The 14639-nt window shown below is 70.0% G+C and carries 16 protein-coding genes; 9 read left to right on the forward strand and 7 right to left on the reverse strand.

From position 1 onward, the window contains the following. Positions 1–80: 80 nt before the first annotated feature. Positions 81–731: a hypothetical protein gene (locus tag AB0B33_RS30560; RefSeq protein ID WP_247016611.1), complete on the reverse strand. Its 651-nt coding sequence runs from the start codon at positions 729–731 to the stop codon at positions 81–83. Between the two features lie 95 nt (positions 732–826). Here AB0B33_RS30560 and AB0B33_RS30565 point away from each other — a divergent pair, with 95 nt between their 5' ends. Beyond that, positions 827–1351: a GNAT family protein gene (locus AB0B33_RS30565; protein WP_360777884.1), complete on the forward strand. Its 525-nt coding sequence runs from the start codon at positions 827–829 to the stop codon at positions 1349–1351. On the opposite strand, the gene AB0B33_RS30570 is transcribed toward AB0B33_RS30565, so the two are convergent. The 4 genes from AB0B33_RS30570 to AB0B33_RS30585 form a co-directional block, all read right to left on the reverse strand. Further along, positions 1344–1670: an MmcQ/YjbR family DNA-binding protein gene (locus tag AB0B33_RS30570; RefSeq protein WP_360777886.1), complete on the reverse strand. Its 327-nt coding sequence runs from the start codon at positions 1668–1670 to the stop codon at positions 1344–1346. The two genes, AB0B33_RS30565 and AB0B33_RS30570, sit on opposite strands and share 8 nt — an antisense overlap. A gap of 37 nt (positions 1671–1707) precedes the next feature. Beyond that, positions 1708–3399 carry a bifunctional metallophosphatase/5'-nucleotidase gene (locus tag AB0B33_RS30575; protein WP_360777888.1) on the reverse strand — a complete coding sequence of 564 codons (1692 nt, stop codon included), beginning with the start codon at positions 3397–3399 and terminating at the stop codon, positions 1708–1710. A gap of 116 nt (positions 3400–3515) precedes the next feature. Then, a complete protein-coding gene (locus AB0B33_RS30580; RefSeq protein ID WP_360777890.1) occupies positions 3516–4295 on the reverse strand; it encodes an alpha/beta fold hydrolase in 780 nt (259 codons plus the stop codon). Between the two features lie 51 nt (positions 4296–4346). Further along, positions 4347–5426 (reverse strand): Gfo/Idh/MocA family oxidoreductase, encoded by a 1080-nt coding sequence (locus AB0B33_RS30585; protein WP_360777892.1) that lies wholly within the window; start codon positions 5424–5426, stop codon positions 4347–4349. Positions 5427–5649: 223 nt separating this feature from the next. Between AB0B33_RS30585 and AB0B33_RS30590 the strand changes: the two genes are divergently transcribed. Next, a complete protein-coding gene (locus tag AB0B33_RS30590) occupies positions 5650–6294 on the forward strand; it encodes a VanZ family protein (protein WP_360777893.1) in 645 nt (214 codons plus the stop codon). Between the two features lie 183 nt (positions 6295–6477). On the opposite strand, the gene AB0B33_RS30595 is transcribed toward AB0B33_RS30590, so the two are convergent. Continuing rightward, on the reverse strand, positions 6478–7050 hold the full coding sequence (locus AB0B33_RS30595; RefSeq protein WP_360777895.1) for a class I SAM-dependent methyltransferase: 573 nt from the start codon (positions 7048–7050) through the stop codon (positions 6478–6480). 98 nt (positions 7051–7148) lie between these two features. Between AB0B33_RS30595 and mug the strand changes: the two genes are divergently transcribed. The 5 genes from mug (at position 7149) to AB0B33_RS30620 (ending at position 11603) form a co-directional block, all read left to right on the forward strand. After that, positions 7149–7709 carry a G/U mismatch-specific DNA glycosylase gene (gene mug / locus AB0B33_RS30600; RefSeq protein ID WP_360777897.1) on the forward strand — a complete coding sequence of 187 codons (561 nt, stop codon included), beginning with the start codon at positions 7149–7151 and terminating at the stop codon, positions 7707–7709. Positions 7710–7972: 263 nt separating this feature from the next. After that, positions 7973–8758, forward strand: a complete 786-nt coding sequence (locus tag AB0B33_RS30605; RefSeq protein ID WP_247016593.1) for a response regulator transcription factor — start codon at positions 7973–7975, stop codon at positions 8756–8758. A gap of 158 nt (positions 8759–8916) precedes the next feature. Beyond that, positions 8917–10752: an acyl-CoA dehydrogenase gene (locus tag AB0B33_RS30610; protein ID WP_360777900.1), complete on the forward strand. Its 1836-nt coding sequence runs from the start codon at positions 8917–8919 to the stop codon at positions 10750–10752. Between the two features lie 134 nt (positions 10753–10886). Beyond that, positions 10887–11162 carry a GlsB/YeaQ/YmgE family stress response membrane protein gene (locus tag AB0B33_RS30615; protein WP_360777902.1) on the forward strand — a complete coding sequence of 92 codons (276 nt, stop codon included), beginning with the start codon at positions 10887–10889 and terminating at the stop codon, positions 11160–11162. Positions 11163–11309: 147 nt separating this feature from the next. Further along, positions 11310–11603 carry a GlsB/YeaQ/YmgE family stress response membrane protein gene (locus AB0B33_RS30620; RefSeq protein WP_247016587.1) on the forward strand — a complete coding sequence of 98 codons (294 nt, stop codon included), beginning with the start codon at positions 11310–11312 and terminating at the stop codon, positions 11601–11603. On the opposite strand, the gene AB0B33_RS30625 is transcribed toward AB0B33_RS30620, so the two are convergent. Next, positions 11593–12972: an MFS transporter gene (locus AB0B33_RS30625; protein WP_360777904.1), complete on the reverse strand. Its 1380-nt coding sequence runs from the start codon at positions 12970–12972 to the stop codon at positions 11593–11595. The two genes, AB0B33_RS30620 and AB0B33_RS30625, sit on opposite strands and share 11 nt — an antisense overlap. Before the next feature lie 121 nt (positions 12973–13093). On the opposite strand from AB0B33_RS30625, the gene AB0B33_RS30630 reads away from it, so the two are divergent. Next, on the forward strand, positions 13094–13933 hold the full coding sequence (locus AB0B33_RS30630; protein WP_360777906.1) for a helix-turn-helix transcriptional regulator: 840 nt from the start codon (positions 13094–13096) through the stop codon (positions 13931–13933). Beyond that, a complete protein-coding gene (locus AB0B33_RS30635; RefSeq protein WP_360777908.1) occupies positions 13930–14637 on the forward strand; it encodes a leucine-rich repeat domain-containing protein in 708 nt (235 codons plus the stop codon). Before AB0B33_RS30630 ends, AB0B33_RS30635 begins: the two co-directional genes overlap by 4 nt. Positions 14638–14639 lie beyond the last annotated feature (2 nt).

Below are 14639 nucleotides of genomic sequence, written 5' to 3' on the forward strand. Positions count from 1 at the left end.
TGACCGGCGCCGATCGCCGGCTCTCACTGTAAGGACGAACGGCGCGGACGTCGCCTGGACAACCGCGCCGGACTTTTTTCTCAGCCTTCGACGAGCTCCCACTCGCTGTCCGGCGTGGCGCGGTCGTAGACCTGGCCGGGCGCGGCCTTCAGCACCGTCCGGACGTCCGGGTACAGGTTCGCGACGTGCTCCAGCTCCAGGCCTTCGACCTCGAAGTCTTCCGCCTCCGGGACCTCGAAGCCGACGAACAGCCACGTGCCGTCCTGCTCGCGGACGACCTGGCGGACCGCCCGCGCCGGCTGCTGCGGACCGGTCGGGATCTCGGTCAGGCCGCTGCTGATCTGGGCTTCGTCGTCCGGCGAGCCTTCGAACTTCCAGGCCGCGCGGCGCTCGGCCAGCAGCCGGATGTCCTCGTCCTCGTCGTCGGAACCGGTCACCGACGACAGCAGCCACGTGCGGCGCTCGGGGTCCCAGTCGGCGGCCATGCCCATCGGCACCTCCGCGAGCGCGCCCAGCTGCGGCAGCAGTTCGACGGCTTCGCGCAGCGACATCTTGCCGAAGCTCTCGCGGTTGACGACGACGTCATCCGACAGCTCGGTGCCGTCGCTGATGAAGAAGTCGTCCTCGTCGTCCAGGACGACGAACCCCAGCGCGTCCGGGTCGTTGACCAGTGCCAGTGCGATGATCACCGGCGCTTCCGGGTCCTGGCGCAACGGCCATGCGGTCGACATGCGCCATATCCCACCATCGGGGTACCCGGCGCGCAGATCCGGGGTCACCCGAAAATCGCGCGAACCCCGCCGCCGGTTCCGGCACCATGAACGACATGCTCGAAGGTGACCTGGTCCGGCTGCGCGCGCTCGAGCCGGAAGACGCCGACCGGATCCACCCGTGGGGCAGCGACCCCGAGGTCGGCCGGTGGATGAACACCGGCTACCCGCGGTCGCTCGCGCAGCTCCGCAAGCACGCGGCGGAACGCCCGGTCAACAGCTACGAACTCGTCGTCCTCGGCATCGAGGCCGACGGCAAGCTGATCGGCATCGTCGACCTCCGGGACGCCGTGCCCGAGGTCGGCAACGCCGAGCTGGACATCTACATCGGTGACGCCGAGTACCGCAACGGCGGCGGCTACGGCACCGAGGCGCTGCGCCTGATGTGCCGCTACGGCTTCAACCACATGCGGCTGCACATGATCACGCTCTGGGTGGTCGCGGAGAACGAACGCGCGCGCCACGTCTACCGCAAGGTCGGCTTCAGCGAAGACGGCCGCCACCGCGAAGCGTTCGTCGCCGCCGACGGCACCCGGCACGACATGATCCTGATGAGCATGCTGCGCGGCGAACTCAAGTGAGCAGCCGGCGCGGTGCCTTCCGCCGCCACGCTTCTTCGAGCAGCTCACGCAGCTGATCGACGTCGACCCGCTCGAGGTCGACGATGATCGAGCCGGAGCCGTCGTAGTGCGGGGTCGTGAAGAAGGCCGCGTCGCCGGAATCCAGCAACGCGGCCTTCTCGTCGAGTCCGCACAGCACGACCAGGCCGCCCTCGGCCTCGGTGCGCAGCCGCGCGAACCCCTTGCCCGCCACCTTCAGCGCGGGCGTGCGGTACCAGGTCGCCGCCTCGACCTCGGGCAGTGCCGAGGCCAGGCGGACGACGTCTTCCCAAGTCGTCATGGGTCCATTGTCGACCCGGCGTCTTGGAAGAACCGGACTACGGCAGCTGGGTGATCCGGTCCGCCGCGGGCGGGGCCAGGTTCGGGTGGGCGCCCAGGTACGCGATCAGCGCGTCCAGGTCCACCGGTCCGCCGGCCAGGTTCGTGCCCTTGGTGAACTCGGCGAACCCGTCCCCGCCGGCGGCGAGGAAGTTGTTCACCGACACGCGGAACGTCGCCGCCGGGTCGACCGGCGTGCCGTTCACGGTGATGTTCGAAACCCGCGAGCCCTGCGGCGCGGACGCCGAGTAGCTGTAGTGCAGCGAGCTCGAAATCTGCAGGATGCGCGTGGTCGTGCCCTGCCACTGCTGTTCCAGCACGTTCTTCAGGTTCGCGCCGGTCAGCGTGATCGTCTGCATGATGTTGGCGAACGGCTGGACGGTGAACGCCTCGCCGTAGGTCACCACGCCGTCGCCCTCGTTGTTCGGGGACGACTTGTAGGTCAGGTCGGCGCGAATGCCGCCCGGGTTGGTGATCGCGATGACGGCGTTGTTCGACTGCGTGCCCGCGAGCTGCGCGTCGGCGATGACGTCGCCGAGCGGGGACTCACCGGCCGCGTTGCCCGCCGCCGGCAGGTCCGCGGTGATGGTGCCGACCTGCTTGTTCGCGATCGGGCCCGACTTCGTCTTGGCGTCGGCGACCAGCGCCGCGACGGCCGGGTCCGGGGTGACCGTGCGGGTGACGATCTCGTTGAACGCCTTGGTCTGCGACCGCACGACGTCGCGGGTCTTGGTGCTGATCTTCAGGTCCACCACCGAAAGCAGGCGGCCGAAGGACGAGCCCTGGATGACCGGCCGCGGCTGGCCCGCCGGGTCGTTGATCACGCAGTTGTACTGCTGGTGGCTGTGCCCGGTGAAGAACGCGTCGACCTTCGGCGTCACCGCGGCCGCGATCGCGGCGGCCGGGCCGGGGCGCAGCTTGCAGTCGTTCGGGCCCTCGACCTCGGTGCCGTCACCCTGGTGCATGAGCACGACCTGGGCCTTGACGCCGAAGAAGTCGAGCAGGTTCGAGGTGCGGTTGATCGCCTCGACCTCGTCGCCGAACTTCAGGCCCTTGATCGCCTCCGGCGTGACGACGGACGGCAGGTCCTTCAGCGTGGCCCCGATGACGCCGACCGGCACGCCGCCCTCGAACTTGACGGTGAACGGCAACAGCGCGGGCAGGCCGTTGGTGAAGTACACATTGGACCCGAGGAACGGGAACTTCGCACCCTTGAAGGTCTTCTCGAACTGGCACCCGTCGGTCGGGTGGCAGCCGCCGAACTGCATGCGCTGCAGTTCCTTGTAGCCTTCGTCGAACTCGTGGTTGCCGACGACGGACGCGTCGACGCCCAGCATGTCGAGGAAGTCGACGGTCGGCTCGTCGTGGAACAGCGCCGAGACCACCGGCGACGCGCCGATGTTGTCCCCGGCGGACACGACGAACGAGTTGCGCACCTGCGCGCGGAGCTGCTTCACGTGCGTGGCCAGGTAAGCGGCGCCACCGGCGTCCACTGTGGTCCCGTCCGACTGCACGACCCGGCCGCTGGAGCCGGACGGCGGCTCGAGGTTGCCGTGCAGGTCGTTGAACCCGATGATCCGGACGTCGGTGGTGGGGTCCGGGCGCTGGCCCGCGGACGCGGGTGCGGTGGTCACCGCCGTCGTCGCCAGCGCGGCCGCGGCGAACACCGCGAGCCGGGTTGAAAGCCTCATGAGTGTTCTTCCTCCGATTCGCGCCCAGGGTCCCCGAACGGGCGCACGGCGGAGGATTCTGCCTCGCGGAGGAGTCAGCTACCAGGGTCAAAAGACGGACGTAAAGCGAATGTCACCTAACGGCTTCCGTCGAGCAGCACCCTCGCGACGAGCGCCGGGTCGTCGTTCATCGGCACGTGCCCGCAGCCGGGCAGCAACCGGAACGTCCCGTTCGGAGCGACCTTCCGCAGGTCGGCGACGCGGGGGCGGGCGAGGATCCGGTCGTGCGCGGCCCACGCGATCGTCACCGGGACGCCGGTGACCGGGCCGGTGAAGCGGAAGTCCCCGCGGGACTCGGCGGCGGTGGGCTCGAAGCCGGGCGCGGACGCGAGCGCGTGGGCGTCCTCGACGACGGCGTCCGGGGTCAGCCGCGCCGGCTTCCCGACGATCATCCCGGTCAGCGCCTTGCGCCCGGCGGCCGTCGCGGCGATGCGGCGCACGACGTGCGGCGGGGTGCGCTGGGCGAGCGCGCGGTGCGCCTTGAGCGTGGCGATCGCGTACACCTTCTGACGCCGGTTCCACAGCCCGGCCGGCGACAACGCCGTGACGCTGCGGACGAGCCCGGCCTGGCCGAGCGCCAGCGACAGCAACCCGCCGAGCGAGTTGCCGGCGACGTGCGGCCGGTCGAGACCCAGCTCGGTGAAGAGCTCCTTGAACATGACCAGCGCGGGCTCGACGCCGTAACCGCCGGACGGCTCGGGCGACTCGCCGAAGCCGGGCAGGTCGACGGCGATGACGTCACGGTGCGGCGTGAGCAGCGGGACCACCGGCGCCCAGGCCTGACGGCGGTGGCCGATGCCGTGGATCAGGACCAGCGGCTCGCCCCGGCCCTCGCGGTCGTAGACAACGTCGTCCATTACCCGAGAGTAAGTTGAGCCCGGCGGAAAAGCTACAACCGCCGGTAACAGTTACTCTGCGTCCGGGTGAACCCGCGTCCCGGTGTCGGCCGACCGCTGGACGGCGTCGAGCACCCGGTGCACGCGCACGGCTTGCGCGAAGTCCGGCAGGTCGCCCTTGAGGTGGCGCGCGTAGGCGTGCGCGACGTTGTACGACGGCTCGGCGCTGCGCCCGGCAAGCTGCGGGAGCTCGTAGCGCGCCGGCACGGTCAGCTTCTCCAGCGTGCCGGTCCGGCTGCCCCGCAGCGTCAGCTTCGCGATCCAGAACAGCGGGTCGGCGGCCTCGACGACCAGCGTGCCCTCGGTGCCGTTGACCTCCCAGTGGAAGTCCGTCGCGGGCGACGACCCGCCGCGCAGGTGCACCGACGCGACCGCACCGCCGGCCAGCACCCCGGAGACGGCGATCTGGTCCGGCGCGGTCATCGGGACCGAATCGCCGGTGACCTCGTCGCGCACCCGCGACCGGACGGTCGCCATCGTCGCCGACAGCTCGGTGAACCCGCCGAGCACCATGTCGAGCGCGTCGACGGTGTGCGCGAACGGGATGGTCAGCATGGTGGCGCCGCCCTCGGGGTGCAGCTGGTAGTCCCGCCCGGCGCGGACGCTCGGCCCCCAGTTGCCACCCGAGCCGATCAGCGACGTCGAGAGCACGCGACCGACGTAGCCGTCCTTGATGAGGTCACGCAGGTAGCGCAACGCCGGCGCGGACCGCCCCTGCAGGCCGACGGCGGTCTGCCCGGTCTTCGCGGCTTCGGCGAGCGCCCGCGTTTCGGCCAGGCCGACGCCCAGCGGCCACTCGCTCAGCACCTGCTTGCCCGCGGCCAGCGCGGGCTCGATGAGCGCCCGGTGCTCGGACACCTTCACCGCGACGACGACCAGGTCGACCTCCGGGTGCCGGGCGAGTTCCCCGGCGTCGCCGAAGGTCAGCGGCACGCCGTACTTCTCCCCGGCCACCCGCGCCGACTCGGCGCTGCTCCCGCTGAGCGCGCGCAGCTCGTAGCCCTCCACCGCGGCCAGCGCGGGCACGTGCGCGGTCGCGGCCCAGCCGCCGTTCGCGCTGAGCCCGACGATGCCGACCCGGATCGGTGCCATGAGCGTTCCTTTCGTTGCCCGCACAACACTCCGACGTGCGAAGCGTCGTTGGCATTCCCGGGTCGGCGCAAGACGCATCCGGTTATCCCTGAATGACTTCGGCCACGTCCGGCACCCGGCCGATCGGCCCGTAGCGGGGTCGGCCAAGTGGCCGATGGCGGTCCGGGCCGTCCGGCTCTTCGACCGAAGCGAGGGCCGGGCCAAGATCCATAACGTCGATGGCATGACGAACGCACAGGTCACGGCCCTGCAGTACGGCTTCATCGGCTTTCTCGCGCTGTGGACCGTCGTCCTGGTGCCGCAGCTGCTCACCCAGCTCGCCCGCTACGGCGGCCTGCGCCTGCGCGGCATCGCCACGACCGCGGCGGTGCTGTTCTACGCGTGCATGACCCTGGCGGTCGTCTTCCTCCCCCTGCCCGGCCCCGGCACCCGCCGGCTGACGCAGACGGTGCAGCTGCACCCGTTCCAGTGGCTCAACGACATCCACTCCGAACTGCTCAAGCACGGCGAGCCGCTGTCGCTGTGGTTCGCGACGCAGACGTTCCAGCAGGCGTGCCTGAACGTGCTGCTGTTCGTCCCGCTGGGGGTGTTCGCCCGGATCCTGTGGCGCCGCGGCCTGGTCGGCACGACCCTGATCGGCTTCGCCGCGTCACTGCTCATCGAGATCACGCAGCTCACGGCGAACTTCGGCACCGCGCCGCACGTCTACCGCATCTTCGACGTCGACGACCTCATGAACAACGCGTTCGGCGCCGGCGTCGGCTGGGTCTTCGGAGCGCTCTTGCTCACGCTGCTGCGCGGCCGGCGTTCAACGATCGGCGTGCAGCCGGCTCGGCGCGAGCGGATCCACCTCGCCCAGACGCGTTAACCGGGCTTTCCGCTGGAGCGCGGCTCGTTTGGCGGCTCGGCGATCCTCGAGGACGACGACGAGCGCGGCCACGGCCAGGACGAGCGCGACCAGTCCGAGGATGAGCGGAAGCTGCACGAAATCCTCCTCGGTACGACGCTGTGCGGGAGATCACACAGGGTACGCAGGTCTGTGCGTGATCCGCTACCCCCGGTGGCGAGCCCGGGCGGCGAACCAAGTCCGGTCAGCAGTGAGCCAGCTATCGAAGACGAGATCGGCCGAGGTCAAGGCCGCGTCGAGCGAAAACCGGCAGCAGGTGAACTCTTGCTCCCACCGTTGTCCCCGCGCCGAGTACCGGACCGTCGCCGACAGAACATCGCCATCGCGGACCACGTCGGCCAACTCGACCGTCACCTCGCCGATCACCCCGCCCTGACCGGACGCGACGGTGTCGAACCACCCCGGCGGATGCCATTCGACGATCAGCCGCCCGGCGGGAGCGAGGTGCCGCCGGGCCGCGACGAGCATCGCGCGCCTGTCCGCCTCGCGCGGAGCGTTGATCAAATGACTGCCCAGCACCACCGCATCGAACGACCGCCCGACGTCCAGGTCGCCGATCCGCGCGCACACCGTCTTGGTGCGGACGTGCCGGAGCATCGCCGGCGAGTCGTCCACAGCGACCACGGGATGGCCGAGTTCCAGCAGCGGGTGCGTGACCCGGCCCGGTCCGCTCCCCAGCTCGAGGATCGAGGCGCCGGGCGGGATCGCCGCGTGCACGATCTCCGCTTCGCCCTGAGGCGGCAGCACCAGGTAGAGATCGACGGAACACCCGTCCGCGGTGAGCCCACAACCCAACCGTGCCCGAAACTGGCTACGTGAGCACCCGACCCACCAAGGACCAACTCGCCGCCGCCCAGGACACCACCATCCCCGACGTCATCGCCCCCGGCCTCGACGTCCTCTTCTGCGGCATCAACCCCGGCCTCTACTCCGGCGTGCTCAAGCAGCACTTCGCCCGCCCCGGCAACCGCTTCTGGCCCGCCCTCCACGCCGGAGGCTTCACCCCGCGCCTCTATAAACCCGCCGAACAGGAGCAGCTCCTCGACCTCCGCCTCGGCATCACCAACGTCGTCGCGAGGACCACCGCCCGCGCCGACGAACTCACCAACGACGAGCTGCGCGAAGGCGGCGAGCTCCTCGCAGCCAAGGTGCTGAAGTACCGGCCGGAGTGGCTCGCCGTCGTCGGGATCACCGCCTACCGGACCGCGTTCGGCTTCCCGAAGGCTCGCGTGGGGCCGCAGGAACACCGGATCGGCGATACCCACGTATGGGTGCTGCCCAACCCGAGCGGGCTCAACGCGCACTGGACGCCTACCGGGCTCGGGGAGGAGTTCGGGCGGCTGCGGACCGCATCCCGGGATCGTCGAAATCGTTGAACGACGTGCGGGCCACCCTCAGTAGCAACGACACCCCCATCAGGTCCTCCGGAGAACCACCGCACGAGCTCGGTCGCACCGTTTTCTACCGAGAGTTTGCTGTGACCTGCCGGTTGGGCCATGAGGGGGAATTGGCGTCATGAGCTGCGCAATCGCGACTCGTACCAAGCAGGAGGAGTCACTTTTGGCCCGGTCCCGGCAGGGGGACCGGACGATGCCGGGAGGCGTCCCAGGAGCGACAGCGCAGGAGACGGAGGCCCGCGATGCACAGCATCGAGCCCACCCGCAGGCCCACGGGGCCGATCGGACCCGGCGGGCGCAGTCTCGGCGTGGCGGTCGTCGATCCCGTGCCGATCTACCGGGACGGTCTCGCCGCCCTCGTCCACCGCAGCCAGGGACTGCACTGGGCCGGGCAGGCGGCCAGCCACCACGCCGCGTTGCAACTGTGCGAACAGGTCAAACCGGACGTCGTCGTGCTCGATTCGGCGCTCGACCCGAACTGCCACCTGACCAAGCTGCTCAACGCCGGCGACCCGGCGCTGATCCTCGTCACGCTCATCCGTGACGCGAATCGCACCCAGCAGTACCTGGCGGCCGCGATCGCCGCGGGGGCGCACGCGATCGTGCCCCGGTCGATCGATTCACGGCGGCTCGCCGAAGCGATCCGGAGGGCCCACACCGAACGCCGGTACATCGACCCGGCGCTGGCCGCGCTGACCGCCCGGCCGAAGCGGGCGACCGTGCCGAAGGGCGACCTCGCCCACGACAGCCCGGCGGCCGGGCGCGGCGCGATGCCGCTGTCCAGGCGCGAATACCAGGTGCTCCAGCTGGTCGCCGAAGGTCTCGAGAACTCGGCGATCGCGAAGCTGCTGTTCCTTTCCGTGGAGACCGTCCGGACGCACGTGAAGAGCATCCTGCGCAAGCTGTCCGCACGGGACCGGACACACGCGGTGACCATCGCCTTCCGCGGCGGGATCCTCATCGCCCGGACCGAGGACGGCCACGTCCCGGTGACGGCCGACACAACGGCGATCCCGGGGCACCGCTGACGCCGTTCCCCAGGGACAACGCCACTTTTGTGGGGATTTCCGGTACTCGGTAGTGCGGATCTGCTTGCTCCAGTTACCCGCAGGTAATATCCTGAAGTTACCGGCGAGTAAGGCGAGTATGTGCCCGGCCGGGGAGCCGAACACATTGGAGTGACGACATGGGCCACTACAAGAGCAACGTCCGAGACCTGGAGTTCAACCTCTTCGAGGTACTCGGCGTGCAGGAGCGCCTGGGCAAGGGCGTGCTCGCCGAGTCCGACGAAGAGACCGCGCGCGGTGTGCTGGCCGAGCTGAACAAGCTCGCCACCGGCCCGCTCGCCGAGTCGTTCGCCGACGCGGACCGCAACCCGCCGGTGTACGACCCGAAGACGTTCAGCGTGAAGATCCCGGAGTCGTTCAAGAAGAGCTACCAGCAGCTGATCGAGGGCGAGTGGTGGCGCCTCGGCCTGACCAACGACCTCGGCGGCTTCGGTCTGCCCCCGACGGTGCAGTGGGCCGCCTCCGAGCTGATCCTCGGCGCGAACGCCCCGCTGTTCATGTACATGGCGGGCCCGAACTTCGCGATGATCGTCGACAAGAACGGCACCGAAGAGCAGAAGCACTGGGCGCAGCTGATGATCGACCGCGCCTGGGGCGCGACGATGGTGCTGACCGAGCCGGACGCCGGCTCCGACGTCGGCGCGGGCCGCACCAAGGCCACCCAGCAGGAGGACGGCTCCTGGCACATCGACGGCGTGAAGCGGTTCATCACCTCCGCCGAGCACGACATGAGCGAAAACATCATGCACCTCGTGCTGGCGCGCCCCGAGGGTCCCGGCATCGAGACCAAGCCGGGCACCAAGGGCCTGTCGCTGTTCCTCGTGCCGAAGTTCCACTTCGACTCCAAGACCGGTGAGCTGGGCGAGCGCAACGGCGCCTACGTCACAGGAGTCGAGCACAAGATGGGCATCAAGGCCTCGACGACCTGCGAGCTGACCTTCGGCCAGCACGGCACCCCGGCCAAGGGCTGGCTGCTCGGCGAGGTCCACGACGGCATCGCGCAGATGTTCCAGGTCATCGAGTACGCCCGCATGATGGTCGGCACGAAGGCCATCGCGACGCTCTCGACCGGTTACCTCAACGCGCTCGAGTACGCCAAGGAGCGCGTCCAGGGCGCCGACCTGCCGAACATGCTGAACAAGGCCGCGCCGCGCGTCACCATCACGCACCACCCGGACGTCCGCCGCTCGCTGATGCTCCAGAAGGCGTACGCCGAGGGCCTGCGCGCGGTGTACCTGTACACGGCGTCGTTCCAGGACCAGCTGTGGACCGGCGAGGGTGACCAGAAGGTCGCGCACGGCGTGAACGACCTGCTGCTGCCGATCGTCAAGGGCGTCGGCTCCGAGCGCGCCACCGAGCAGCTCGTGCAGTCGCTGCAGACCCTGGGCGGGTCCGGCTTCCTGCAGGACTACCCGATCGAGCAGTACATCCGCGACGCCAAGATCGACTCGCTCTACGAGGGCACCACGGCGATCCAGTCGCTGGACTTCTTCTTCCGCAAGATCGTCCGCGACAAGGGCCAGTCGCTGGCCTTCGTCGCCGGCGAGATCACCAAGTTCATCGAGTCCGAGGCGGGCAACGGCCGGCTCAAGAACGAGCGCGGGCTGCTCAAGCAGGCCCTCGAGGACACCCAGGGCATGCTGGGCTCGCTGATCGGCTACCTGACGTCGTCGCAGGAAGACCCGCAGAACATCAACAAGGTCGGCCAGCACACGGTCCGCCTGCTGATGTCGGTCGGCGACCTGCTCATCGGCTGGCAGCTGCTGAAGCACGCCGAGGTCGCGATCGGCAAGCTCGACGCGGGCGCGTCCGCCAAGGACGTCCCGTTCTACGAGGGCAAGATCGCCGTGGCGTCGTTCTTCTCGAAGCAGGTGCTGCCGGAGCTCACGGCCCGCCGCGCCATCGTCGAAGCCGCCGACAACGCGCTGATGGAGCTCGACGAAGCCGCGTTCTGATGGTCACGAAACGGGCTCTCCTCGCGTGAGGAGGGCCCGTTTCGCGTTTCAGGGCCGAGCAGGGCGGGCACTCCGCTCACCGAGTCCGACGGACCCGAGTGGCCGGGTCCGCGGATCCTTGAGAGGAGAAAGTGATGACTGTCGCGGGCATCGTCAGCGCCATCATCGTCGGGCTGATCATCGGCGTTCTGGGCCGTCTGGTCGCACCCGGCAAGCAGAGCATCCCGATCTGGCTGACCATCGTGATCGGTATCATCGCCGCCTTCATCGGCACGGCCATCGCGCGCGGTCTCGGGTACGCCGACACCAACGGCATCGACTGGCTGGAGATCCTGACCCAGGTCGTCCTCGCCGCCATCGGGGTGAGCATCGCCGCCGGCGCGTACGGACGCCGAGGCGTGACCAGGTAACCCCTTCCCAGGCCGATCCGGCCCGGTTCGCCGTCGGGGGCGAACCGGGCCGGATCTTTTTGCGCTCACTCCATCGGGGGTCTGCGCGGGCGCTCCGCCCGGATCGGTGCGACGGTGGCGCTCAACGCACTACCCGAGGAGGCACCTGTGCTCGGCGGACTTTGGGGCATCATCTCGACCATCATCGTGGGCCTGATCCTGGGCGTGCTCGGGCGCTTGTTCGCGCCGGGCGACCAGAAGATCCCGATCTGGCTGACCATCGTCGTCGGCATCGTGGCCGCGTTCATCGGCAACTGGCTGGCCGGGGTGTTCGGCGTGCGGGACACGTCCGGCATCGACTGGATCCGGCACATCTTCCAGATCGTGGCCGCCGTCGTCGGCGTCATCGCGGCTTCGGCGATCTACGCCAAGGTCAAGGGCGGCAGCCGCACTACCGCCTGAGCGCCAGACCTGCGCCGCCGAGCAGCAGCACGGCGGCGCAGGTCATCGCCGTGGTGAGGGCGGTCGCGGACGACGTCGCGGCCAGCGTCAGGAACACGCTGCCGAACGTCGCCACGCCGACGACCTGGCCCAGCTGCAGCGTGGTGGTCAGCAGGCCGCTGACGTCCGCCGCGCGCTCGAGCGGGACGTGCGTCAGCGCGTTCACCATCAGGGAGCCGAACGCGGGCCCCATCGACAGGCCGAACAGCAGCAGGGCCGCGAAGAACAGCGTCCCGCCGTCCCGGCCCACCGCGAGCAGCGCGTACGCGATGGCGGATCCCCCGTAACCGCACGGGGTCAGCCAGGCGTGCACGCGCTGGGGCAGCCGGTTCCAGAAGAACCCGCAGAGGCCGAAGACGATCCCGCCGGGCGCCATCGCCAGGCCGGCGGCCATCGCCGTCTTGCCGAGGCCCGACTGCAGGTGCAGCGACACGCAGAAGAGGAACCCGCCGTAGGAGGCGACGCCCGCCGCGAGCGTGGCCAGACCCGGCGCGACGCCGCGGATCTTGAGCACGGCGAGGTCGACGAGCGGGTCGCGCACCCGGCGTTCCACGACCACGAACAGCACGGCCAGCAGGAGACCCGCGGCGATCGAGGCGTACGTCCAGGCGGGCCGGCCGGTTTCGTGCCCGAGCACCAGCGGCAGCACGACGAGCACCACGGCGGGTACGGCGATCGCGAGGCCGGCGAGGTCGAGCCGCCGTCCCGTCTTCGCACCGCCGCCGGGCACCAGCTTGACCGCGAACACGGCCACGACCACGCCGATCGGGACGTTCACCAGGAAGATCGGCCGCCAGCCCGCACCGAACAGGTCCGCGCCGACGAGGACGCCGCCGAGCACCTGACCGGCCACGAAGGCGACCGAGATGACCGCGGTGTACGCGCTGAGCGCCTTGGCGCGAGCGGCGCCGGTGAACCGCGCCTGGATGAGGCTGATGACCTGCGGCATCATCAGCGCGGCGCCGGCGCCCTGCGCGATCCGCGCGACGATGAGGACCGCTTCGCCCGGCGCCAGGCCGCAGAGCGCGGAGCAGACCGTGAAGGCGATCGTGCCGGTGACGAAGAGGCGGCGCCTGCCGAACAGCTCGCCGAGCCGGGCGCCGGTGATCAGCAGCATCGCGTAGCCCACGGTGTAGCCGGAAACGACGAGCTGCAGGGCGGCGCCGGACGCGCCGAGGTCGGTGCGGATGTCGGTCATGGCGACGTTCACGACGGTGACGTCGAGCAGCGCCATGAACTGGCCGAGCAGCAGGACGGCCAGCATGAACCACGGCCGCCGGTCGGGCCGGGCTTCCCGGTCCACGGCCGGGGCAGGGGTGGTCAGAGTCATGGCTCCGAGCCTGCTTTTCCCGGGCTGACCTCGGAGAGAGCCTGGTGGTGCTGGTGCTGGGAGTACCTGCTTCGCGGCTGAGCCGGCCAAAACTGTCGTACCCCTCGGGCACCATGTCCGCATGACCCGGACACAGGTCCACGCGAACCGCCGAGAGGAACTCGGTCAGTTCCTCAAGGCGTGCCGGGCGCGGATCGGCCCGGCGGAGGTCGGCCTCGCGCCCGGCCCGCGCCGCCGGCTCAGCGGGTTGCGCCGCGAGGAGGTGGCGCTGCTCGCCGGTGTCGGCGTCACCTGGTACACGTGGCTCGAACAGGGGCGGCCGATCAACGCGAGCTCGCAGGTGCTCGACGCGGTGGCGCGCACCCTGCGGATGGACCACCCCGAGCGGGAGCACCTGTACCGGCTGGCGGAGCTGACCCCGGCGCGGCTCCCGACGCCGGCCGAGGTGGTGCCGGAGGCGGTGCGCGAGGTGCTGCGCGCGCTGGATCCGTTGCCCGCCACGGTGGTCAACGGCCGGTTCGACGTCCTGGAGTCGAACGCCGCGCAGGAGGAGATGTTCTGGGAGTGGCACAGCATGCCGTGCCTGCACAAGAACCTGCTGTGGTGCTGCGTGACCGAGCCCAACGCGCGGCGGTTCCTGCTGAACTACGACGAGGAGGTGCCGCACATGGTCGCGCGGATGCGCGCCGAGTACGGCAGGCACGTCGGCGATCCGTCCTGGGAGGAGGACATCCGCCGGCTTTCGGCGCTGAGCCCGGAGTTCGTCGAGCTGTGGGCGCGCCACGAGGTGGCCGAGCCGCGGGCGCGGCTGCGGCGGATGGACCACCCGCGGGCCGGGCGGCTGAACCTGCGGCTGACCGAGCTGGCGGTGTCCGAGGCGCCGGGGCTGCGGATCCAGGTGTCCACTCCGGACGACGCGGCGACGTGGGCGCTGTTGCCGTCGACCAGGCGGTCGTCGTGACGGCACTCGATCTGAGCGGCCAGGAGCTGACTTCGGTGCCTTCGCTGCCGCCGGGGTTGACCCGGCTCGACCTGTACCGGAACGCGCTCACGGAGGTGCCCGCGTCGCTGTGGTCGCAGACCGGGCTGACGGTGCTCAACCTGGCGGCGAACCGGATTTCCTCGCTGCCACCGGGGATTTCGGCGTTGAAGTCGGTGCACACGCTCGATCTGGCGCACAACCGGTTCGACGCGTTGCCGGACGAACTGGGTGAGCTGGCCGGGCTCACCGAATACCTGTACGTCAGCGACAACCGGCTCACGGCGTTCCCCGCGGCGTGGTGCTGCCTGGGCCGCTTGCGGTACCTGGGGTGCACGGACAACCGGCTCACGTCGCTGCCCGCCGACCTCTCGGGGTTCACGTCCCTGCGCGAACTCCGGCTCTACCGCAACGAGTTGACGGCGTTGCCGGAGTCGATCGGCGCGCTCGGCGCGTTGCGGGAGCTGCACCTGCGGGGCAACCGGTTGACGTCGCTGCCGTCGTCGATCGGCTCGCTGGGCGAGCTGCGCCAGCTCGACCTGCGGGAGAACGCGCTGACGACGTTGCCCGCGTCGATGACTCAGCTGTCCAAATTGGACAAGCTGGATCTGCGGTGGAACAAGCACTTCCGGGAGCCGGCCTGGCTGCGCGACTTCGAGGAGGCGGGGTGCATGGTCCTTCGCTGACA

The sequence above is a fragment of the Amycolatopsis sp. NPDC049159 genome, assembly GCF_040648295.1.
GTDB classification, from domain to species: Bacteria; Actinomycetota; Actinomycetes; order Mycobacteriales; family Pseudonocardiaceae; genus Amycolatopsis; species Amycolatopsis pretoriensis_A.